Origin of the sequence: Paenibacillus sp. 37 (assembly GCF_008386395.1) — a bacterium.
GTDB classification, from domain to species: domain Bacteria; phylum Bacillota; class Bacilli; order Paenibacillales; family Paenibacillaceae; genus Paenibacillus; species Paenibacillus amylolyticus_B.
Map to the genome: position 1 here is coordinate 351,579 of NZ_CP043762.1, position 23,580 is coordinate 375,158.

The 23,580-nt window shown below is 37.4% G+C and carries 17 protein-coding genes; 14 read left to right on the forward strand and 3 right to left on the reverse strand.

The window, feature by feature from the left end; translation table 11 throughout:
* Nucleotides 1–39: 39 nt before the first annotated feature.
* From F0220_RS31520 to F0220_RS31540, 5 genes are all read left to right on the forward strand, one after another.
* Nucleotides 40–501 carry a toxin-antitoxin system YwqK family antitoxin gene (locus F0220_RS31520; protein WP_149847106.1) on the forward strand — a complete coding sequence of 154 codons (462 nt, stop codon included), beginning with the start codon at nt 40–42 and terminating at the stop codon, nt 499–501.
* A 569-nt stretch (nt 502–1,070) separates the two neighbouring features.
* On the forward strand, nt 1,071–1,739 hold the full coding sequence (gene nfi, locus F0220_RS31525) for a deoxyribonuclease V (protein ID WP_149847107.1): 669 nt from the start codon (nt 1,071–1,073) through the stop codon (nt 1,737–1,739).
* 243 nt (nt 1,740–1,982) lie between these two features.
* Nucleotides 1,983–3,200 carry a DNA polymerase IV gene (locus tag F0220_RS31530; RefSeq protein WP_188310598.1) on the forward strand — a complete coding sequence of 406 codons (1,218 nt, stop codon included), beginning with the start codon at nt 1,983–1,985 and terminating at the stop codon, nt 3,198–3,200.
* A complete protein-coding gene (locus F0220_RS31535; protein ID WP_149847109.1) occupies nt 3,197–3,544 on the forward strand; it encodes a YolD-like family protein in 348 nt (115 codons plus the stop codon). The genes F0220_RS31530 and F0220_RS31535 overlap by 4 nt, the downstream gene beginning before the upstream one ends.
* Nucleotide 3,545: 1 nt before the next feature.
* Entirely contained in the window at nt 3,546–3,914 is a 369-nt protein-coding gene (locus tag F0220_RS31540; RefSeq protein ID WP_149847110.1) for a YhjD family protein, read from the forward strand.
* A gap of 442 nt (nt 3,915–4,356) precedes the next feature.
* Here F0220_RS31540 and queE read toward each other — a convergent pair whose 3' ends face one another.
* Genes queE through queC form a run of 3 tightly spaced genes read right to left on the reverse strand, consistent with a single transcriptional unit; the run spans nt 4,357 to nt 6,200 of the window.
* Nucleotides 4,357–5,070: a 7-carboxy-7-deazaguanine synthase QueE gene (queE, locus tag F0220_RS31545; RefSeq protein WP_149847111.1), complete on the reverse strand. Its 714-nt coding sequence runs from the start codon at nt 5,068–5,070 to the stop codon at nt 4,357–4,359.
* The gene (locus F0220_RS31550) at nt 5,063–5,545 is read right to left on the reverse strand and encodes a 6-pyruvoyl trahydropterin synthase family protein (protein ID WP_149847112.1); all 483 of its coding nucleotides are present in this window, start codon (nt 5,543–5,545) and stop codon (nt 5,063–5,065) included. Before F0220_RS31550 ends, queE begins: the two co-directional genes overlap by 8 nt.
* Nucleotides 5,535–6,200 carry a 7-cyano-7-deazaguanine synthase QueC gene (gene queC, locus F0220_RS31555; protein ID WP_149847113.1) on the reverse strand — a complete coding sequence of 222 codons (666 nt, stop codon included), beginning with the start codon at nt 6,198–6,200 and terminating at the stop codon, nt 5,535–5,537. Before queC ends, F0220_RS31550 begins: the two co-directional genes overlap by 11 nt.
* 276 nt (nt 6,201–6,476) lie before the next feature.
* On the opposite strand from queC, the gene F0220_RS31560 reads away from it, so the two are divergent.
* The 9 genes from F0220_RS31560 to F0220_RS31600 all read left to right on the forward strand — a co-directional run bounded on the left by F0220_RS31560 (nt 6,477) and on the right by F0220_RS31600 (nt 23,234).
* The gene (locus F0220_RS31560; RefSeq protein ID WP_149847114.1) at nt 6,477–7,019 is read left to right on the forward strand and encodes a VUT family protein; all 543 of its coding nucleotides are present in this window, start codon (nt 6,477–6,479) and stop codon (nt 7,017–7,019) included.
* An 84-nt stretch (nt 7,020–7,103) separates the two neighbouring features.
* Nucleotides 7,104–9,173 carry a tRNA-guanine transglycosylase DpdA gene (gene dpdA / locus F0220_RS31565; protein ID WP_149847115.1) on the forward strand — a complete coding sequence of 690 codons (2,070 nt, stop codon included), beginning with the start codon at nt 7,104–7,106 and terminating at the stop codon, nt 9,171–9,173.
* Nucleotides 9,174–9,247: 74 nt separating this feature from the next.
* Complete coding sequence (locus F0220_RS31570) at nt 9,248–10,045, forward strand: hypothetical protein (protein WP_149847116.1); 798 nt, start codon at nt 9,248–9,250, stop codon at nt 10,043–10,045.
* A gap of 109 nt (nt 10,046–10,154) precedes the next feature.
* Entirely contained in the window at nt 10,155–11,078 is a 924-nt protein-coding gene (locus F0220_RS31575; protein ID WP_149847117.1) for a tRNA guanosine transglycosylase family protein, read from the forward strand.
* Nucleotides 11,050–11,790 (forward strand): hypothetical protein, encoded by a 741-nt coding sequence (locus F0220_RS31580; RefSeq protein ID WP_149847118.1) that lies wholly within the window; start codon nt 11,050–11,052, stop codon nt 11,788–11,790. Before F0220_RS31575 ends, F0220_RS31580 begins: the two co-directional genes overlap by 29 nt.
* The gene (locus F0220_RS31585) at nt 11,791–14,958 is read left to right on the forward strand and encodes a P-loop NTPase fold protein (RefSeq protein ID WP_149847119.1); all 3,168 of its coding nucleotides are present in this window, start codon (nt 11,791–11,793) and stop codon (nt 14,956–14,958) included.
* A 426-nt stretch (nt 14,959–15,384) separates the two neighbouring features.
* Nucleotides 15,385–19,905, forward strand: coding sequence for a protein DpdJ (dpdJ, locus tag F0220_RS31590; protein ID WP_149847120.1), 4,521 nt, complete (start codon nt 15,385–15,387; stop codon nt 19,903–19,905).
* Nucleotides 19,906–19,908: 3 nt separating this feature from the next.
* Complete coding sequence (gene dpdK, locus F0220_RS31595; RefSeq protein WP_149847121.1) at nt 19,909–20,427, forward strand: phospholipase D-like domain-containing protein DpdK; 519 nt, start codon at nt 19,909–19,911, stop codon at nt 20,425–20,427.
* Complete coding sequence (locus F0220_RS31600) at nt 20,427–23,234, forward strand: hypothetical protein (RefSeq protein WP_149847122.1); 2,808 nt, start codon at nt 20,427–20,429, stop codon at nt 23,232–23,234. Before dpdK ends, F0220_RS31600 begins: the two co-directional genes overlap by 1 nt.
* The last annotated feature ends 346 nt before the right edge of the window (nt 23,235–23,580 follow it).

The following is a 23,580-nucleotide window of genomic DNA, read 5'->3' on the forward strand; positions in this document are numbered from 1 at the left end:
ACTTATAGTATTTTATTCAGTAGAGGGGAGTGCACAACAATGGAGGAAATAAATATACTATTGAAAGAAGAAGTTCTTTTAAACGGTTTAGAATTTACAGGAGACGTTTGTTTTGATGGAGAGTACGGGGACCAAGTTTTCGATAGGTCTATTGAAGATGGGGGAAATCCAATAACAGGACTTGTTTACGAAAGATATAGCAATGGAAATTTGGCTTACTATTGTTACTATGTGGATGGAGTTCCTGATGGAGATTATGTCACTTATTACGAAGATGGTAAAATTGAAGGATTTAAACGTATGCGTAAGGGGAAAATTGCTGGAAAGTCTATTTCTTGGTTCAAGAATGGTGAGATTAGGTCAACATCAGAGTCTCTTTATGGTTTTAAACTTACCTACAAAGAATGGAATGAAACAGGGGAACTAATAGAAGAAAAGCTTGAACCAACCCCATCTGAGAAGGACATAATAAGAAAGTGGACAGAACAAGACGCAAAATGAACTTAAATACTATTTTATATCAGCTATTCCTCTTGACTAATTATCTATGAAAATGGGGTAACCTGAAATTTTGAAGTATAGTATGCTAGTTCAACGACACCTTAAACATTGAAAATTCTCAACTTTACGTTTTAAAGGAAATAACCTTCATATTTAACAGTAGTGCTTTCGTCTGTGAATACTTATAGCTTCGATACAATTTCCAAGAGTTTAAAAGGCAAGTGCCACACTCATTACTAAGGTAAAAGAGAGCTGCAGCAGGCGGTTCTCTTTTACTACTTTATTGACACACGTTCATAATGCAGAGTCATTATACTAGACCCTCAACTTTTGTCCGATATTTAGAATCACAGATTTAGGACGCAAAAGCAAGTATTCCTGGAAATAATTATATTGAAAATTATTAATAGGATACAAATTGTACCAATTGTAATTGTAGGAAATAAGAGTAGATTCATTCTGGCCAATTTCACTACATACTACTTACTTGTGGTTACTCATCTAAGGGAACCAATGATTACTTGAACAAATAAATCAATAACAAGATAACAAATTGAAAGGAGATTATTATGGAGCAAATGTTAAATCATCCATGGGACATAAGCGAGAAAGAGGCGATTGTCCTTCAATATAGTTTAGCTGAAAAAGTCATTAAACAAGATGAATTTACAGAGGTGAATTATGTTGCTGGAGTTGATGTAGCATATAGTAAACGAAGTGATAGTTTAATTGCTGCAGTAGTTATTTTGGAGGTTAATTCGCTAAAACCAATAGAATCAGTAGTAATTGAAGATAAAGTTAGATTTCCATATGTCCCTGGATTATTCTCCTTCAGAGAGTTACCTCCAATTATTAAGGCATTTAAGCAAATAAAAATTAAGCCGGATCTAATTGTTTGTGATGGACAGGGCATCGCTCATCCAAGAAGGTTTGGCTTGGCTTGCCACTTAGGAGTGCTTTTAGATACACCAACGATCGGGTGTGGGAAAACGAGATTAATAGGAACATTTGTGGAACCCGAATCCCAACGAGGTAGCTATTCACCTTTAATCGATAACAGTGAAGTAATTGGCAGGGTACTGAGAACTCAAAACAATGTTAAGCCTATTTTCGTCTCAATTGGTCACCGTATCTCTTTAGAAACTTCATGTAAATGGATACTGGAACTTTCACCTAAGTATCGGTTGCCTGAAACCACTAGACTAGCTGACCATCTTGTTAAAACTACTCTAACTTAGAATTATTATCTAAACGGTATGAAATTACCCCTTCTAACTAGACAACCTAATAAAGCAGACTTAAGCAACCTTAGATTGGTACTCAAACGGTCTAAGGTTGTTCTTAATTTTAATTTTTGCCTTGTAGAGAATATAAATATTTACCTCTTGCATAAAGAACGTATGTTCGGTTTATAATATATACAAACATACGTTCTTAAATGTACAGGAGTGATTTCAGTGTTGGCTAAGCAGCGAACCATTATGCTCATCGACATGCAGTCGTTTTATGCTTCAGTCGAAAAGGCAAAAATGCCTCAATACAAAAATAGACCACTTGCCGTCGCAGGAGATCCTGCAAGACGTTCTGGAATTATCCTTGCCGCTTGTCCACTAGCCAAAGCGAAGGGTGTATCTACCGCGGAACCACTTTGGCAGTCTCTTCAAAAGTGCCCGGAACTGATCATTGTAAAACCACACATGCAAGAATACATCGAAGTATCCACTCAAATCATGTCCATTATTGAGGAGTTCACCGATCTGGTCGAACCGTACAGTATTGACGAATTATTCGCTGATGTTACAGGGTCTATGCATCTATTCGGTAATGATCCAATCGATTTGGCCAAGCAAATTCAAGACAAGATCTATAATGAAACAGGCGTTTACGCGAGAGCTGGCATTGGTGAAAACAAAATCATCAGTAAATTGTGTTGCGATATGATTGCTAAAAAAGCTGAGGGTGGCATTTTCCACTTAAAGAAAGAGGAATTACACCTCCACATTGGAGATAAGCACATCCGCGATATGTGGGGGATTGGCTCAAGAATGGAAAAACATCTGTGGAAGATGGGCATCCGAACCATTAGAGACCTGGCGAATACGCCTCTTTCCAAATTAAGAAGTAAGTGGGGTGTTAATGGAGAAGTCATCTGGCGAGTTGCTAATGGGCTCGACAATTCACCGGTAACCGTCAACACGCACAGTACACAAAAGGATATCGGAAACGGAATGACCCTGCCTAGAGATTTCACAGAGGCATGGGAGATCGAAGTGGTTATTCTCGATATTTGTACAGAAGTATGCAGAAGAGCCCGCAAAAAGGGACTGATGGGTAGTGTCGTATCTGTGAGTGTGTCTGGAGCGGATTTTGACCACCCAACTGGTTTTCACAGACAGGTTAAACTGTCTGATCCTACAAACATAACCGTTGATGTATGCAAGATAGCCAAACGCATATTCCATCAACACTGGGATGGGCAACCTGTACGCCGTGTAGGCGTATCCCTTTCTCAATTATCCAATGCGGATACATATCAACTATCGTTTTTTGATGATCAAGAGCAGAAGCGAGCCATTGATCAGGTGATGGACGACATTAAGGATCGATTTGGCGACATTGCCATTCTACGAGCGAGCTCCATTACGGCTGCGGGTCAAGCGATCGATAGAGCATCTAAAATCGGGGGGCATTACAAATGAGCAAAAAACTGGAGGCCAATGGATTATGGGAATCGAGCCGCATGATGCTTCCACAACATAAAGAACGGATTATACAGCATCGTACTCAAATTCATCATCAAGCGAAACCACTGATTCATGAAGATGAATGGGAGATTATTGCTCAGCATGTAGATATGTCGCTCAATTATACCTTGCAAGCCACGATTGAAGTGTTTCATGAGTCGGGCAATCGGTATATACATGGGATTGTCACTTCAGTCAGTACCTTTGGAAAGAAAATCAAAATTGAAATGGAGAATGGATATGAATGGGTCGATTTTGATCAATTGGTCGCTGTAAAACTTGAAGAAGGAGGCGTGTAAGGTGCGACAGACTTCTGAGGAACTTGCACTCGTGAAGAGGCTGGTAGAACTCCCCTATCTTTTAGGTGCGCTGGAGGTAGATAAGCAAAAAATATACGCTTCAAACTTTAAGATGAAATCTGTGTATGTTGACTACTTGGACGGCACCCAAAAGAAAATTGCTTTAGAGATGTACAAATCGAAACAAATTTTAAAGGAACATCATATAAAAATCATCGATGAAAAGAGATCTGAGCTGAGTTTAACGGTAGATTATTCGGTAAGAGGTTACCTTCATAAAATGACACTATTATGGAGCAAAGTGAAAGTAGATGTAACCTTACTGCTTACTGAACATATGAACGTTGATATTACTGATTTGAACAAATAACATAGTTATACGCAGCCTCAATCGCCTCGATATATTAAATATTAAAATTTGATACAGCATTTGAACGGAATTCAGAGGGAGTTAAATTTCGTGTTTATTATTAAAATTACTACTGAGAAGTATAGGATATTAATGAGTCCAAAACATATAGAAAAAGAAGAGGAATTCTTTCAAGTCAAAAACACCTATGAGTCTTCAATTGAAAGTAATACTTTTGATAAAATAGAAATGCTGAAAATATTCAGAAATTAAAAAAACTCAAACATAAAGAATTTCAAACCACATAATGAGAAGAGGTTATCACAGTCGTTTCCTGAATGCAGATAACCTCTTTATTAATAAAAGTCATTTTCTTAAATCGATCCAAAATTTCCATTTCAAAAATTGGAAACTAGCTAATTCTAATGATGACTGTAAAAACAGTGGGTGTTAATTGAGGCTTTTACCTACCACGTTCATTATTCCAGATTAACGTATGCAATTGAGGTAGCACGCGAGCTGTTTGCATATCTGAATCGCTAATCACAAGGTCAAACAGCCATTCAAGTTTTTTTAATAATTGTCTGGAAACATCTTCATTACTAGTTACTTCAGAATTCCCCACTTGCAGAAAAAGGGGTACAAGAGGATAAATCTTATGCACTTTCTTAGCATATTCATAGTCTAATTCATCAAATATAACTACCTTTAAAGAGACATTTGAATGGTTAAGATTATCAAAAATATACTGAAGAGATTCCCAATTTGTAATCATTTTTGAGCTAGGAGGTTTTGGACTTATTGTTAATATATCTATTTCGTTAAACCATTCTTGCCAAATACTCCCTTGAGTTTCAACTATGACTTTTTTTGAAATGTTGTGTAATGCAGTAACTAGATCATGAATTGGTTCTTTATATAGGGCAGGGTTTCCACCTGATATTGTCACATAAGTACATCCCTCTAGACCACTTAAGTTCAACTGTTTAATTAAATCTGTACTCGTCAGAAGTTTAATATTTGGCTTGTTAGAACCGTCCCAAGTAAAAGCCGAGTCGCACCAAGAACATTTATAGTCACAACCATATAAACGAACAAACATTGTTTTTAACCCGATAACAGAACCCTCTCCTTGAATAGTGGGTCCAAAAAGTTCAATGACTGGCAGTTTACTCATAATCACAATCTCCGAAATTTAGATATTCAGGTTGATTATCATTTAGATCGGCAGCGTGCACCTCTGCCCAACTTGTTTGAGTTTCCCATAGTTTAATAGACCATACCGGAATGTTAGCTTTCATGAGTTTATAACAAATATACATGCACAAGTTTTCAGCGGTAGTTCTACATCCAATAATGCATACCTTTGACCCTGTTTCAATTAATGTTTTGAGTACTGGTTCGTTTCCAGATGCAATAAAAGAATGATCAAATTTATCCACGATAAGATCGTTTACTATTTTTTTCAAGTCACTAAAATCCATTACAAATCCTTCATTAGAGGTATCCTCAAAATTATGAGGTACTCCTTTAATAACTACTTCTAGTTTGTACGTATGCCCATGAACATTCGCACATTTACCATTATGACCAATTAGTTGATGAGAAGTATCGAACTGGAATATTTTGCAAACGCTGACTTCACCCTTCATGCTGCACTCTCATTTCCTCAAGATACTGGTTCAATCCTGCTTTTCGCAAAACACACGCTGGACATTCACCACATCCATCGCCCATGATTCCGTTATAACAAGTTAATGTTTTAGTTCTGATGAAATTGAGATATCCTAACTGATCTGCTAATTCCCAAGTTTGTTTTTTATTAAGCCACATTAATGGGGTATGAATTACGAATTTATAGTCCATGGCAAGGTTCAGAGTAACATTTAAGGATTTTATAAATACATCGCGGCAATCCGGATAACCGCTAAAATCAGTTTCACATACACCAGTGATTAAGTTGTTATATCCAATCTGTTTAGCTAGAATGGCTGCGAATGAGAGGAAGAGCATATTACGACCATCTACAAATGTAGTAGGTAGATTTCCTTCAGATCCTAATTCAATTTCTATATCATCTCTTGTTAGAGCATTTGGTGCTAATTGATTGAGAAGGTTGAGATCTAGAATGTGATGCTTAACATTCAGTTCTTTTGCTATGTCAGCGGCACAATCCAATTCTTGCTTATGACGTTGCCCATATTGAAAAGAAACCGTTTGAACCTCATCATATTCTTTTAAAGCCCAAACTAAACAAGTTGTACTATCTTGTCCTCCACTAAAAACGACTAGTGCTTTTTTATTCATAAATTCTATTCTCCTTTTAACAAAAGACATATATATGGCTTTGCAATTCATTATTTTATTATAGCATTTTTTGATCTTTTTCTAGCAGATGGATTAAATAGGTTGAAAATCGATTAAACCTCTGTTGGAATGAATTCTATATTGCTTAGAGATCGTTAAAGAGGTAAGATCACATTTACGCCCTTGTGAGGATATTGTTACAGGGGTAGCTGAATTCAAAGTATTGTACTATAATGAAAGCTAATATTAATTGAAAAAGGTGAAAAAATGAAGTACTTGGTCATTATTCTGTATTTAGCATCCATAGTTACAGCGAATGTTGTAACTGCAGGGACAAGTCCTTTTCAAATCGGATTGTTCTTAATCCCAGCAGGCTCGTTTATTATTGGTGCCACATTTATACTTAGAGACTTTGTCCAAATGTATATTGGAAGAAAATTTGTGTATTTTCTTATCTTAATAGCACTGATTCTCTCTGCAGGAACTTCGTATCTGCTAGGAGACGGTCTTTGGGTAACATTTGCCTCAGTCCTTACTTTTCTAATCTCTGAAACAACTGATACAGAGATATATACACGTCTTAAACTCCCATTTTTTAAGAGAGTAATGTATAGCGGAATAGTTGGAGGACTGTTAGATAGTGTTATTTTCGTGGTTGTTGGGCTATCACCACTTGGGGCAAATTTCATTCCGTGGAATGCTGTAGGATACGCAATTGTAGGCCAAATTATAGTGAAAACACTTGTTCAGTTAGTAGCAACTGGGATTATACGTTTTTCTTTCAAAAAAGGAATAAGCCAACTAATAAAGGGGAACTGATGTTTTATCCGTAAAACAAATTATGCTAGTATTGCATTGGAACAAATATTTGTATATATCTAAGAACTAACATCCGGAGGACATATGAATAAACGAATTTTAGTAGTAACCTCATGTACTGGAGAGAAAATAAGTAAACCTGAAAATCAGTTATTTCTGGAGGATTTTCAGGATGAGAATAGACTAAAGCAAAGAGAACAAGAGTTATCTGAATACAAAACATTAGCGAAGGACATGTATACAGGTAGTCAACATCTTGCGTTAATGGAAGGTATAAATATGTACCGTGAACTTGGCGGTGAAATTGATCTAAACATTATCTCTGCAGGTTATGGTTTGTTAAAGGAACACGATGAAATCGTCCCTTATGAGGTCACATTTAACAGTATGAACTCACAAACTATAAAAAACTGGTCTAAAAAACAAAAAATCACTGAAACACTTCAGGAGACAGTGGGAAATTACGACATTGTTTTTTTCCTTTTGGGAGATAAATACTTACAATCTGTTGAGTGGCCCTTAAATATAAATAAGGACCAACGGTTCTTTTTCTTTGCAGGGAACTCAAGCAGAACCAGAGTGATGGTTGAAGAAAATTACCATTTACTTTCGATTGGAGAAGACGAGGCAAAAACTTTCAGATTCGGTCTTATCGGCATTAAAGGCTTTCTTTTTGGTAAACTCTTAAAGCAGACTATTTCTGTTGGTATGGATCAAGTATGGGAAGATCTGTATATCAATCCTTCGATAGTTCGTGAATATATTCTTGACTCTTTCAGAGAGTCTGACAAACAACAACTTACTTTATCTGATTTCTCTAATGAAGATGAACAAAGCTTCTTGTTGAAAACGCAACATCTATTAAATTTTTATAGTGAATTATTTCCAGTACCAACATCTCTGATAGCTAAAAATTATAAAAAGGAACTTAATTTCTTTCTACCTGAGAACGATGACCGTGTTGATCCAAACTATGATTTCTTAAACGATATATCTGATAAGGATAGAAATCCGTTACTAAATGACGTATATTCACATCAGATCTACGGATCTCCTCAGTACGATGGCTTACTTGTTTCGAAAGTGAATATAGACAATGCTACAAAACAAAAAATCAAATTAATTGAAGAAAAAGGCGGAATTCATCAATTTCTTCATCTTCCCGAAGATTTCCCTATAATGGGGGACTGCGGAGCATTTAGTTACATCACGGCTGAGGCACCGCCGTATACAACACAAGAAATTATTAACTATTACGATGAACTGGGGATCAATTACGGTGTTTCGGTAGACCATTTGATTGTAGGACCCTTTAAAAAGGATCCGCAAACAAGACAATATAGATATGATCTGACACTGAAAATGGCAGAAGAGTTTATTACTGAGTACCGTAAAGGTCAACACAAATTTCATCCAATTGGAATTATCCAAGGATGGGATCCAAAGTCATTTAAAGATGCTGCATTACATTTGATAAATTTGGGTTATGATTATATAGCTATAGGTGGACTTGCAAGAGAACTATCAGGAAAGATTTACGAGATTTTAAAAGAAATCTCGCCCATTATTCCAAATAAAAATTTCCGCATCCATCTATTCGGAGTGGCAAGGGATATGAGAACGATGAGATCCTTCCATAAACTTGGAGTTACTTCCTTTGACTCGAGTTCACCTTTACGTCGTGCTTGGCTAGGTTCAGGTCACAATTATCATACTCTGAGTGGTAAACATTATACTGCAATTCGGATTCCTGAGGCGAAAGAGTCTGCAGGACGTGTGAAAAAGATGGTTTTGGAAGGCAAGGGAGAGTTTTCTCAGTACAAACAGCTTGAACAAAATGCTTTAAGTGCGTTGAGATTGTTCAGTAGTGGAGAATTGGAACTCGAGGAAGCACTATCCGCTATATTGCGCTATGATGAACTCTTAGGTGAAAAGCGTGAAGTGCATGAAGATCTATATCGGGAAGTGCTTTCAGAGCGTCCATGGGAAGCATGTGACTGTACAATTTGTAAAACTATCGGTATCGATACAGTGGTATTCCGGGGGAACAACCGGAATAGAAGAAGAGGTTTTCATAACACCCATGTGTACCACGAGCAAGTGAGAAATCTTAGAAGATCTCTTAACATCCCTCTCGGAGAATCAGATAGCTAAAGATGCTTTTTTGTTAAAGCATTTATTGCCCTAGTGTGATACACTAGGGCATATTTGCTTTGGAGGATTAGCCAATGCTGTTTTCAATTCAAGATGTACACAGATTACAAAGAACAGAAAGCAACGTGTTTTACAGTATTAAGTCCTTATATTCCTTAAAATATTGGGATCTGCCAATACTTGACACTGATATTATTGACCGTAAATCTGATCTTATTACGGTTATTTATGATCAGTTATATAGTCATAAGTTAAACGAGATACAAGTTACCAATCCATCATTCCTACACCCATTACCTTCTGGTGAGGAAAGTGATGAGTATTTAATCCTATTCGTTATTTCAGAATATTATTTATCAGATTATGTAGAAAGACAAATTTTATCATATGATTTTATAAGCCGCTTAATCGAAAAAAGAGATAAACCGAGTAGTAATTCTACCAAGTTAATGACTTTACACTCGCTTCAAAATATTTTGAAACGGTTCGATGATATTCAGATTGAACGTGTGCAATGGCCTGAATTGGTTACGGACTTAATAAAATATTTAAAAAAATTGATTGAAAAATACCCTAACTTAGGTTATTTACCCGTTTCAAAAAGAAAAAAAATTAGAAAAGTATCTATTTCAGACACTAATATTGCTTGGGGATTTTATGTCTATTTTTTTATTGAGGAATGGAATCCTACTAATCGTGAGGTCCGTATCCCTGATTTATCAAAATGTTTTACCTATGAGAGATGGACAGGTGACTTTTTTGATCGAGATAATCCATTTTGGAAACCATATTTGAGTGCCAATGGAAAGTTCCGATTTAATGATGCATCTCGTGATGCTGTATATCAGATTTGGAAAGAATGGGTAGTTTGAGCCTCTTTAAGGGCTCTTTTTTTTATTCTAAAAACAGTAGGATGAAATCGAAAAGTGTGATAAAATACAAATATCACGTAATATCACGTAAACAAAAAGGGGTGATGAGGTGCATTTTTATGTTGGTTGGTCTCATAGTGATGCAATATTTACAGATTACTTTCCAGATTGTTCGATACTAGTTAGTGCGGTACCTGATAACAAAGGGAAGATTCATAGGTTAAAATTAAAACCCAAAAAGATAATAATGGATTGCGGTTCAGTATATTATGTAAAACAAAAATCTCGCCCCATATTAAAAGACATTTTTAATATCCAAGTTTCTTTTCTTGAAAATAGTAATCCGCAGGAAGCCTATTTGGTACATTTTGATGAACCTATGTTTAACAAAAAAACGTTATCAGAACGTTACATGGCGATGGAAAAAACATTGTTTAATGCATATGAGTATTTAAGTCTTTTTAGTTCAAAAAGATTTCCTAGGCATATTCAACCGATGGGAGTGATCCAGGGTTATGATCAAGCTAGTATAGAATTTTCCGCATATGAATTGATTCGTTACGGCTATACTACATTTGGGATTGGATCGTTATTAGCCCAAAATCAAAAAAAACAGATCGAAATGATTAATTATGCTTCTAATATCGTTGGGGCTTCAAACCTCCATGTGTTTGGCGTTACGGGTATTCCTCAAATGGAGGCTATGGTTGAATTAGGAGTTAAATCATTTGATTCCACACGTCCTACAATGGCTGCTGCTTTTTTTCAAGTTTTTTATAGTAGGCCGTTCAAAACATTTTTCATCTCTAAATCACATGCAAAACTTAGTAGCCCTCGACTTAGTGAACCGCTTCCGTGTGATTGTCCTGTATGTTTGGAGAATGCCAGCAACTTATTTATACCTTCTCCAAGAGACCATATGCGTCTCAGATCCATACATAATTACTATCATTTAAATATTGTCCTCAATGACCTGATAATAAAAAAGAACGGAGGAGAAATAAATGCTATTTCAGATGTGTTATGGTCCTGAGATTGAATCCATTTATGAAACAATTAGAAAATCTCCAGAGGTCGATATTCAGTTTCTCCGACAAAACTACCAGTATTTAACCGAGGGTGATATCTCTTCGTTAATAGAAGCGGCCGTAACCGTGTTATTGGATCTCCATTATATTGAAAGAGTAGGAACTCAACTGACGGTCGTTGAGAATAAGCCATGGGAAAACATAGAGGTTTTCAAGCGGTTAAAAAAGATTTCCGGGACAGAAAATGAGCTAGAAGATAATTTAAATTTTGTCTTTTCTTCGTTGTATAATCAAATATTTGTGAAACCAGATAAAATGTTTGTTACCAACATACACTATCACGTGAATAATATGTTTACTAAGACAATGGTAGGTCACGAAAAAATAAATGCATGGAAAAGAATGATGGAATGTTGGGGGTTGGGAAGACGAGTGTATTCAGGTTTTTATGCTCTTCCTCATCTTACTCTATTACAAGAAATTATACATAGTGTTGGAGAATGGGAGGGAGGAATCCATCCATATTGTGAAAAATATATCCATCCTATCATACCCTGCATTACCTCTGAAGGACAGATATATAAAGGGATTATCTTCGGATTGATAAATCTACATGGGAAGGTTTTGGAGATCAGTTATAAACAAGATTTACCATTTAAATCCTATGGTCCAAACCAAGAGTGGAATTGGATTCGTATAAGAAAGCAGGTGGACTAAATGTTACCTTGTCTTAATAGAGATACTTTAAAACTTCTTGTGGGTACAGCCGATGAAAGATATAACTATTCTCCACATTACTTCAGAAAGACTCACTTCCCTCAAGTCATGCATAGATATCATGGGAATCAACTTCTTGCGGAAATTACTGAAAACGAACTTTATGAAGATCTGGTAGAAACGGATTCTGAGGGTAATCGAGTATTTTTGTTGTTTGGTTCTACAGGATCTGGAAAATCGGAATTATTATGCTGGATTAAAGACAAATGGCTTAACAACGAGGTGAATCGGCCAGTAATCCGTATTTCGCGCACTGAACTAAATCCCCAGGTTTTGATTAAAAAATGTTTTGAAGCATTAAACATTCCATTGCAAATACGAATTGATGAAAGCCGCTGGGAACTATTACTTAAAAAACCGATCACGTTAATCAATCAAATTGTTTGGGGAGCCCTATCTGAAATTCTCCCTACAGATGAAGAAATTGTACCGACGGCACTAATGATAAGGCCAATTATAGAGCGTAATATTACTGAATTCACTTTGCAAGTTCAAAATGGTCGTATAAAAAAACCTCTTGAAGTAATTCATCAATCTCAGTTTGATGAATTACTATCGACTACAACAATTCAAATCCCTATTGAATACCCTTCTTTTAGAAAGCTATTATCTCAAAAATTAGATCAATTTTTATTTGAAGGAAGAGATATTGATTCTTTGTTTAAACAACTCTCCGAGAGCTTGAAAACGATGAATGTTCGACCGTTATTACTCATCGATGATTTAGTACAGTCAGTCAATATATATGCAAGCGACTTGTTAGACCAATTAATCACCTTAGAAGAAGGGAACTGGGATGTCGTCATTGGTCTGACACCAGGAGCTATGCAGGGAAATGATAAAGGGTTAGATCTTACACAGAGAATTCAAAATCTAGATACAATAACTGATCGAGTCAAAAAATTATGGTTGTCCGATGAATCCGGAAAGGACTTCTATAATTTAGATCGTGATCAGGTAACAACTTACATGTCAAACTATCTAGTAGAATTAAAACGGTCACAAGGATTTACATGTTCAAAAGAATGTCCCCACTACGAGGAGTGCAATGAAATGGCCTGCTCATTCGGTGGGACAACAGAGGACCTCATTGAACAGGATATAAATCTGTTGCCATTCAATCGTCACATGGTGAAAAGAACCTTTGATGCGATCCCTATCGGAAAAGGTAAACTCCGGTATATGATTCTTAATAGCAAAGAGATTATTCGTTTTTTCATAAAAGGTAAACGAGAATTAGTAACAAGGGTGCTTCCGATTGTGAAAAGAGACAGGTTTTCTGATCATCCGGACCTTTTTATAAAAACCTATGCGGAGTGTTATGGATCAGACAAACAAGAGAATTGTCTGATCCCCAAAAAAGTTTTGCACTATTTTGGGTACCAGGATGATGAGATACCAGTCCGCTTATATCCACTCGATATTGATGATAGAGTTGAAGCATCTATAGCCAAGATAGATAACTATCAAAAGACTGATCCAGACAAATCTACCATCAGGGAGTGGGCGGAGGGAAAACAAATAAATGTCGAACTGCTCGAACCAGTTAGACTTGGTGTTTCCACACTCATTCATGATGTAATAAAAGGGGTAAATATCTCTCGACCATTCACCCCACGAATGTCGGCAACAATTCAAAGAAAAAATGTGGTCAATAGGACTCGTTATCCAGTTTCATTGGATAAAAATGAAAGAGATCCAAAAAAGGTAGGAATCAATCGAGGATATGCTTCTCTACAAATTTCTAATTTTCAATTACTGAAATCATCAGAAAAAGCAAGAACTTTTCACCAAATAGCAAACGAATATGAAACAGCTAGTTGGATCTATCAAACGGAAGAGCTAGCAGATACTTGGGTGGATGAACTCAAAGAAGCTTTAGGTATGCCAATTGAATTATTTGTTTATCATCTAAAAAACTGGATTACCCAATTTAGTGTCCTTGAAAACGCACATTGGACAGCAGATATTAAAAATCAATCTCCTGTAAATCATGAAATGACTAATTTAATTGAGCAAACTTATCAAGATTGGTACCTATTACGAGATAATATGAATAAGCCTGTTGATTTGGAGGATATTCAACGAATAGATTTTGATTCCTGGATGAAAAGTTATACACCTGTCAGAGACCTGGAGAATTATCAAATAGGTGAAGCCTCGTTGTATGTATTTCTTCTACACTTAAAAACCAAATATAAATTATATTTGGAACTTTCATCTGATCTTTTACTACAACAAATTAAAACTCGACAAGAGATGGTTCCATTTTTATTAGAGTCGATTAATCCAATGTACCATGCGTATGCAAATAAAATCATGGATTTCGAAAAGAAGTCACTGTATACATTTAATGACCATCTTGAGTATCTAGCATTTGAAGAACACTTGGAAGAGGAAAATATACTAACTGAATTCATTACTTGTAATTCCTCTTATCAAGAAGTTATTCAACTTTTTGAGCGGTTTCAGTTGCTCTGTGAAGCAATTCAACATCAGATGGGGGAATTTGAAGATATACAGGTAGAGAATCCTAGTATATATAAACCTAACTGGTCAAATCTTCACACAGAAAAAGAAAAGCTGTTAGAAGGGATCGCCGACTTGACCCTGTTAAATGAATGTCTCGCCACTTCTGCTAATGCTTGGGAACAGGTTCTACGATCTAAAAGCACGACCGCAGAAGTACTGTTGGTAAAAAACTTGTGGTCCAGATTTGTCGAAAGTACTCGATGTTTAATGAAAATGAAACTTAATAATTCTAACTTAAAGAATGATATAGATAAGTGGAAATCAATTGACTTTTATCAGTTGAGGGGACATGTTGAAAAGTTGGAGTTACGAGATAGGGAGAGACTTAATCTGGTCTATCATATGCAGATTGACCTTGGATGTGGCCATGATGAAAACCTTGATAAACTGATTGAACTTATTGAAATGAAAAAGGAACTACGTCCTGCAATTAAACGACATCTTATAACTTTGTTAGAAGAAGGTTATACGACGCTCCCACCAGTTCAGTGGAGGAGATTAGTGGATGAGCTCAAAGAAAAATTCCCAAAACTCTTTGCGGTGGTGGAAATTCAGTTAGTATCTTCAAGTAAATAAATGATTGGAAATAGTAACGTGGTTTTATGTTCTTAGTAAAACAATTTTATTAAAGGAGTAAAAAACCACTCAAACATCATCATTTAAAGGAGTAAGGCGGCATATGTCACCAAACTCCTTTTTTTGTTTGATTTTTTAGCAAGGAATTTTGTAAACGTATTACCTATAGACTAACGGAGTATTAACTTATTCAAGTGGTGGTTTAAAGGTGAACTAGATAGTTTTGAGAAATGATTTTAATTAGGGAAACTTTCTATTTCTTATGTTTCTAAAAATCATACAAAGACTAATGGACAATTATATATCCAAAAACATCTACCTCTTTCATATAGTAAAATAGTCATCAATAGTATAGAATTTGTTATTGTTATACATATTTTATTTCGACATTAGGCACGCCTTTTATCGGGTTACTAGGGGGATAATATGATATCCAATCAGGAGATCAGTGAATTACTAGGTTATCTCGAGGATGAAGAAGCTAAATTGCTATCCTGGGGATACGTCGATGGAGGGTTTTCAGGAGACGAACTATATAATGTTATGACTTCGTGGTTAGAGAAAAAGAAAATAAAAATAAACACTCATGATGCGGTAGATGCTTTAGTAGAACGGAAGTTGATCGGGGAATACCAGACAAAGCATGGAGCCATGTGGCGAACACGCATGTCAGAAACGATACGCCTTCTAGCTAAGATCCGTCAGATATTTGATGCGAAAGACTGGCCCATTGCACCAACTTTAATATCAGATTTTCGTTTTGCAACACGAAAAAGGCGATATCCTGCAAGAAATATCGCTGTTGATCAGGTAATGGATGAAGTCAAAGAAGATACAGATCAAAAACAAATTCAAGTCCTAGAGGCATTATTAACGCGTGAAAAGCCAATTGAACTGTCACGTTTTCAAGTAAATGCAACTAAAAGCATGTATCGATCTCTTCAAGGTCATGATTCACGTGGAATGATTGTCTGTGCAGGAACTGGAACAGGAAAAACGTTATCGTTTTACATACCGGCTCTTTCAAGTATCGCCTCATGGATTGAAGAAAAGGAGTTTTGGACGAAAGCCGTAGCGTTATATCCGCGAAACGAGTTGCTTAAAGACCAATTTCTCGAAACTTATCTAGAAGCACGTCGCTTGGATAATTACTTACTTTCGGAGAAGAAACGAAAAATAAGAATTGGCGCTATTTACGGTAGTGTTCCTCACAACAAGAATACTCTCAAAGCGTTCAAGTGGTTGGAAAAAGAGGGTCATGGATATGTTTGTCCGTTTGCAAAGTGTCCGAAAGAAGAATGCCAGTCCGAAATGGTTTGGCGTTATGAGGATATTCATCAATCGAAGGAGTGCCTTCACTGTACAACTTGTGAACAGATCATCGAAGAAGATGAGATTATATTAACACGTGAACGAATGAAGAAAGAACCACCCGATGTGTTATTTACTACAACGGAAATGATGAATAAACAAATGAGCGATTTTTCTTCCCGAGAGTTATTAGGAATTGGGGTGGAAAGAGCACCACGATTAGTACTACTGGATGAGGTTCATACTTACAGTGGCATTCATGGGGCACAAGTGGCGCTTCTATTGCGTCGGTGGAAGCATGCTTTACGGGCACCACTTCATTTTACAGGCTTATCGGCTACCTTGGAAGATGCTCAAGCGTTCTTTGGTCAGTTAATCAATATTGCTCCATCGTTTGTAGAGGAAATAAATGTTGGAACGGATCTAGTCGAAGAAGGGAAAGAATATCAGTTGATATTGCGTGGTGATCCGAGTTCAGGCACTGCTCTTCTTTCGGCAACGATTCAGACAGCTATGCTGATGCGTCGTGCACTTGATCTGGATAAGAAACGTCCATCAGATTCCATGTTTGGATCAAAAGTCTTTTTATTTACGGATGATTTGGATATAACAAATCGCTTATATGATAGCTTGCGTGATGCTGAAGGGTACGACAAAAGAGGTAGATCTTATAAGGATCCTCTTGCTGCGACGCGCAGACATCGTCAGGAATCTGCTGAAGCACTTCAGCAGGGACAATCTTGGTTGATGGCAGAAAAGATTGGTCACAATTTAACTGTTCCTATCCAACTTGGACGAACAAGTTCTCAAGATGTAGGTGTAGAAACCAATGCACAACTCATTGTTGCGACTGCTTCACTCGAAGTTGGTTTTAACGATCCTCAAGTAGGAGCAGTTATCCAACACAAAGCTCCAATGGATATGGCCTCTTTTCTCCAGCGGAAGGGACGTGCTGGCCGTAAAAGAGGAATGAGACCATGGACCATCACCGTGTTGTCTGATTTCGGGCGTGATAGAATTTTGTACCAAGGGTACGAGATGCTACTTGATCCAGTTTTGAAGGGAAGGAACTTACCGTTACATAATAGGTACGTTCTTCGTATGCAGTCCGTATATGCCTTTATGGACTGGTTAACAGAAGAACTGAAGAGACGAGAGCATTTTAATAAGGGATCTCTGTGGGGGGATTTTGCAGCACCAAACAATGATACATACATGCTGCAAAAAAGGCAAAAGGCAGCCTCTGAAATCATTGATGAAGTACTCTGTGATACAAAAACCAGAGAAAGAATGGAAAATTACTTAGCAGAAGCATTGTCCATTTCCGAAGAGGAATTAAACGCCATTCTTTGGGAACCGCCACGCTCTCTTATGTTGAGTGTACTCCCCACCCTTTACCGTCGTTTAAAGACGAATTGGCATCGGTACCCTTATAAAGATAATACGAAAGAGCGATACATTGTAAATCATCCCTTACCAGAATTTATCCCTCATGCATTATTTAGTGATCTGACGTTACCTGAGATTGAGATAACTCTCGAAGGTGAGGTTGAAGGTCAGGGCCAACCAAACATGCCTATAGTTCAAGCATTAAAATCGTTTGCCCCTGGTAAAGTTAGTCGGAGATTCGGTAATAAAAGTATGAAACAATCTCACTGGATTGCTCCTCCATCCTTAGAAGAATCGTTACAGCCCTATTTACTGGATGTTAAACAATTTTGTCAGGAGTATGAGGAGTTAGGTAAGGTCACTTATGTGGATTGCGATGGTACTGTTGTAGAACTTCCATGTATTCGTCCATGGACACTACAGTTAACTAACACTCCTTCACATGTGGGAACGACCTCAAATGCGACGCTAATATGGAAAGGTCAGTTAAATGCAATGAATGAGGAAGAAAATGCAACAGTAACTGCTAAAATACCAGTTGGCACGGTCTGGTATCAACGCATTCAGGGTGTTTATTACTATACGCATAGTAGACAATCCGCTGTGATTGTAAAACGGTTCACAACAGGATCTGAGGCCAATATTCGTCATCATCAGTCGCAAAAATCTGATATCCGTATGAATTTTGTTCGAAATCATGAACCAGTCGCACTCGGTTTCATGCTCGAGGCAGACGGCATACATTTCAAAATTAATCTACCAAGTGATGAAGAGATGTACCTTACAGAGAACTATCCGAGTAAATTGCAGTCGTTCCGTTCTCTCTATTTTCAACACTGTGTTATGGAAGATACTAGATTGAAAGGGATTGCGAATTCATTTCAGTTGGAAAGACTCACTGAGACTTATTTAAGTGCGTTGGCAGCAACTGCAATTAAACAGGTGTGTTCGCTTGAAGAAGCCTTCCAGATGCTTCAACGTTCTTCTTTTAGTAGAGTTTGCGGAAAAGTTCTTCAAGTCATCTTTAAAACGAAAAAAATTGAAAATGTAAGTTTGGAGGATGAAGATCAAGAAGATAGTGAGAGTGAAATGAATGATCAAGTTTATCAAAGGGCCCATGAAGAAATATTGTTGTTATGTGAGAGGGATGAGGTTGCACAAGTAATCTACACGCATGTCCCTAAACTATGGTCCGACTTAGATGATCGAAGTTATAAGTGGGCTCGAATGCGCTGGCTAACTACACTCGGAGCTGCGATATTACAAGCGTGCAAAGAGATTAGTAACCAGCACGCTCATGATGATTTGATTGTAGACGTAAATATTGAATCTCAAGAGAAGCAAACCGCGGAGATATGGATAACAGAACCTACCTCCGGAGGCGGTGGAATTATCGAAGATATTTTGCAAAAATATCAATCAGACCCACGACGGTTCTTTGGACTCGTTGAAAGTGCACTAGGACCAACAGATATGGAGTTAATTGATGCAGAGTTGTCTCGGACGCTATTATTACGAAAAACAGATGCTGAGCTACAAGAACATTTTGAAAAGGTACGTGATCTTAGTGGGAATAGTCATTCTTCGGAAATTTTAGCCTCTTTACAGAGCTATATGCGCGGAAAAGGTATACTTGTGACTCATGCCGTCATGAACTCGTTGTACAATCGTGTTCTTAAACCAGGATCAAATAAACTAACCGATGATTTTATTAGTGACTTAATGGAATTGTGGAAGAGTGAGGAACAGCGCTTAGGAATCTATATGGACATTAGAGTGTTCGGATACGTATTTAGTAGTTCAGATGAAATTGTGAATCGCTTTAAAAAGGCGCTAAGTCATATTGATCAATATGCTTTGCAAGATCCAAATTGGAGATTCCATGTCATTGTAGGAATACTCTGGCCAAGAGGAAATCAAGTACGAACACGGGCTTTATTACCTCATAACCCGTTTGTTACATATCCTCCAACGGATCGGGAACTTGTATTGCATGGTATTGAGGGGTTAGAAGTGGTCTCTCTTTCTGAATCCAGTTGGTGGGAGAATTTGACCACTCGCCTGCAACAAATGGGTAGTGCTCGATTAGTGGCTAAGCCCGAGGAAAGCGATCTTTTACAACAAGCATTGCTGCGTTTAGCAAGCGAACCCATTGAAATTGGTTTCTTACATGTGTACCCACGTGTAGCAGGTTTAAAAAGGGAACCGGAAGCTATATTAGCTGCGTTGGATATACGGGAGGTTTAAGTCATGACAAGACGGTATATACATTCATCCCAAAGCACATGGGAAATTGCCGATCTACTTCAAAGTATTTTTGTGTCTGAGTTGCTCAATCCTAGTCATTCTCTATGGATTGTATCCCCATGGATTTCAGATATCCAGGTGATTGATAATCGTTCAAACCAGTTTGTTACGATTGAACCAGAATGGGCAAATCGAATGGTGTTATTATCAGAAGTTATTGCTAAACTGGTCGATCTGGGCACACGCGTAATTGTTGGTCTAAAAAAGGATGAACCACACAACCCGGCTTTCATCTCAAAATTAGATCAGCGAATTGTAAATTCACCTTATCTGCGAGTGATTCCGCGTAGTTTACTTCATGCTAAGGGTATAATCAGTGATCGGTTTTATTTAAGTGGATCCATGAATATCACATTCAATGGTATCTCCTTAAATGATGAAACGGTCCTCTTTGTTACGGATGTTGAAGAAGTCGCCCACAATAGAATCTCGTTTATGGAAAAATGGGGGTATATTGAATAATGGAAAAATTTACTCCCCAAATGCAGTCCTTTTTAGAAAATTTTTTTGGTGATGGTAATCGAACAACATTAACCAGTTTAAATGACTCTAATTCCAATCACGCAAAGAAAATTAAACCTTTTGTGGATAGACTATCAAATAATCCTTCTCCAAGCGTCATTCCATTCATTGACTCAGATAACAATGTGACGTGGTTTGGGTTAGCTTTCGATGAGCAACAATTTGTGATGCTCGGTGATAGCTTACATGCCTTTTTAGGTCCAAGTTTCTCCTCGTTTCAACGAGGGAAACAAAAGAATGATGAGCATATCATAGTACCGGAAGTCAATCGAATTACGAACGGTCGTTTTTTTGTATTTGAGGCAGATAATCAAGAGGTCCATTCACAATTAACAAAAATGATAGGGGTTTGGGAGAGTCGTCCAAAAGATCGAAAAATTCGCAGTCTAAATATTGACCAACTTTTAAGGGAGTTTTACACCGCCCTTGAAGTGAACAGCGGTGCCGACGCCAAAGCTTCTCTGCAATCCATTAGGGACTTGGGACAGTTTAGTGCCCAAAATCTCATTTTTTTACAAATTCAATTTCTATCTTCATTTCAATTATGGGATGATCTATTTGCATTGCCTGGCATAGTAGAGGTGATTACTGCACGTAGACCGCTTGCAGTCACAGAAGCTTTACTGTCTGGCATCTATGCACAACATATCGCTCCGTATGAAGATATAAACGATGTTCGAACTGTAATGGAACACTTTAAAAAAGAACTGTGGCCCTCATATAGTGCATTGTTCCAATACCGTCGAGCATCCCAGAATCCGGATGTTTTGAAATGTTATGCTGTACATGCAGTTGCGCTGTCTTCATCACAATACGACATCTCGGAATTGGAAGGCAGTTTAAGGGATGAACCATTTTTTCAAGAACTTTTAGCACAATTTACACCGTATCAACAAGCGACTACCCACTTCACTGATGCGTACAAACAAGCACAAAGGGAAATGGAAAACGGACGCACGGAGAAGGCGTTCAGATTACTTCGCTCTGTTCCGACTGGTGTACAGCAAACCATTGGCTTATTAGATTGTGCGCTGGTGCTACTTGACTTATCTTCCATTAAAATTGCCTTAGATGCTTATGCGGAGTTAAAAGCAGAAGAGAAAAAACAAGTTTGCGCAACGCAGCGAATGCAATCAACGCTACAAATTCTGCAGACCTTTGGTCAAGCTACCCAGCAGCCAATTCGTCGAGTTCCAGATAATTGGATCGAATGGATCCTACAATTAGAAGGGCTGGAAATCGGTGTTGCATCAGAGATAGCAAGGCAAGGAGCAAAACAATGGAGAGTTAATAAATTAAATGAACAAGATCCTGGTCTTTCGGTACTCTACGCTTCCTTATGTAACTTGGACTCCTCATTAAAAACAAAAATGGGGTATGCATTACCGCATATGATAAGCTTTTTCAGTAAGGATGAATTCTGGCCACGTTTGGAGTGGAAACGGGTATATCTTTGGTTATTGACCTGTCTCCTTGAGAGTTCCTCAGGGTCACGGGCGGATCTTGCTTTGTTTAATTCAATCTTCAAGCAATTAAATGTGGCCGGTTTAGAAGCGGAAGAATATCGTGAACTGATGGAGCAACTTCTACTATGGATAAAGAGGAATGCTTCGGTTAATCAGATTGAAACAATAATGGAAACGTGTGAAATTTTAGTTGCAGCGCCTTATCGGGAGTTCCAAATTCATTTACCTCTGTTACAGGAAATTCATTTACATATCAATGCTTCTTCATCTGATAAATGGAAGAGTGTACGTGAAGCACTCTCACCTGGTAACTGGTATGAGTGGTTTAACGTGATGATGGAGAAACAAATCCCTGCAAACATATTACTTTCATGTATGCCAGACCTTGATTCTATGGAGTGGAGTCCTTCACAGATCGAAACCATTTTTGACTATTTCACTGAACTTTATGTAGAGGAACAAACTCAAATTTCAGAAACACTAGTACCGCGATTAGTCGATGATACGTTGAAAGCTCCAAGTTTTCCAAGGCGAGAAATGGAGAAGATTTACGAGATATTACTGATTTTAATGGACTTAAGCCTAAGTCGAAGCGAGGAGAATACATTACAATTTAATCGCTTAGTTGATGGATTGCTATATTTAAGGCCAGGTTCTGCTGATCAACATTGGAATGCTATTGAAGGTTGGTTTGATGTAACTCCATTTGCCGCTCTTGCCGATTTACTGTTGGATGCAATGGATCTATTTGTGGATTCACCACTTGTAAATGAGAAAATGTCAGAGTTATGGAATACGTGGTGTCAAACATTATTACAACATATCCTTCATGGTAAAATGACACGTATAAGAGAATGGTACAGAATAGGGAAGTGGGTGAACGGTTATTATGACACCCTACTAGAGCTCAAAACAGCCCTGAATATTGGTTTTGAACAAGAAGACCCTTTAAGTAAGCTAAATAAACAAGTAATTACGATATTCACCTTACTTGAAAAACCTGCGAAACGTGCTTCTGAATACCTTACTTCAAGAAACCCATCTCTAAAAATACGTCTTTGTTTAGATGATCGGTTGACTGATCGTGCAAAAGAGTTTGCTCGAAACTCAGATATTTCGGTTGTGGTGACGACACATATGTCTCATGCTTTGACTTACGGGATAGGAGAACACTTAACTTCAAGCCCAGTTTACGCACGTAGTTCGGGTGAATCAGCTATCATTGATGCTATTGAACAGTATGCAGAAAAATTTATGGAAGATAGTTTAATATCTAATTAAGCTTTTAATCCAAATGCAAGGTTTAAAACCCTATTGAAACATATTGGGTTATATGATAAATTTGGAAGTGTTAAATGGGGATGAGCATATAACCTCACGGAACTAATGTTGGATAATTTAATAGGAAGAGAGTCGGTATGATCAACGGCTTTTTATGCGGAGTTATGGTGATGTTATTGCCATAACTCCGTTTTTAGTTTTATGATTGGTAAATCCTTGCTGGAATACCTTGCTTTACAGTCTTAACTAGTAATATGGACTTGATTCTGTCAAAATTTAGTTCCAAAGTAATAGTATACGTTATAAACTTAGATAGTTGTCTACAACAAGAACTGGTATATAAAGG

Bases quoted from the DNA above. Each gene is read 5' to 3' on its own strand.
- queE (WP_149847111.1), bottom strand. From the start codon at position 5,070: ATGAGTAAACTGCCAGTCATTGAACTTTTTGGACCCACTATTCAAGGA.
- F0220_RS31600 (WP_149847122.1), top strand. From the start codon at position 20,427: ATGGAAAAATTTACTCCCCAAATGCAGTCCTTTTTAGAAAATTTTTTT.
- F0220_RS31580 (WP_149847118.1), top strand. From the start codon at position 11,050: ATGCTATTTCAGATGTGTTATGGTCCTGAGATTGAATCCATTTATGAA.
- F0220_RS31570 (WP_149847116.1), top strand. From the start codon at position 9,248: ATGCTGTTTTCAATTCAAGATGTACACAGATTACAAAGAACAGAAAGC.
- F0220_RS31550 (WP_149847112.1), bottom strand. From the start codon at position 5,545: ATGAAGGGTGAAGTCAGCGTTTGCAAAATATTCCAGTTCGATACTTCT.
- queC (WP_149847113.1), bottom strand. From the start codon at position 6,200: ATGAATAAAAAAGCACTAGTCGTTTTTAGTGGAGGACAAGATAGTACA.
- F0220_RS31535 (WP_149847109.1), top strand. From the start codon at position 3,197: ATGAGCAAAAAACTGGAGGCCAATGGATTATGGGAATCGAGCCGCATG.
- F0220_RS31530 (WP_188310598.1), top strand. From the start codon at position 1,983: ATGCTCATCGACATGCAGTCGTTTTATGCTTCAGTCGAAAAGGCAAAA.
- nfi (WP_149847107.1), top strand. From the start codon at position 1,071: ATGGAGCAAATGTTAAATCATCCATGGGACATAAGCGAGAAAGAGGCG.
- dpdJ (WP_149847120.1), top strand. From the start codon at position 15,385: ATGATATCCAATCAGGAGATCAGTGAATTACTAGGTTATCTCGAGGAT.
- F0220_RS31520 (WP_149847106.1), top strand. From the start codon at position 40: ATGGAGGAAATAAATATACTATTGAAAGAAGAAGTTCTTTTAAACGGT.
- F0220_RS31585 (WP_149847119.1), top strand. From the start codon at position 11,791: ATGTTACCTTGTCTTAATAGAGATACTTTAAAACTTCTTGTGGGTACA.
- dpdA (WP_149847115.1), top strand. From the start codon at position 7,104: ATGAATAAACGAATTTTAGTAGTAACCTCATGTACTGGAGAGAAAATA.
- dpdK (WP_149847121.1), top strand. From the start codon at position 19,909: ATGACAAGACGGTATATACATTCATCCCAAAGCACATGGGAAATTGCC.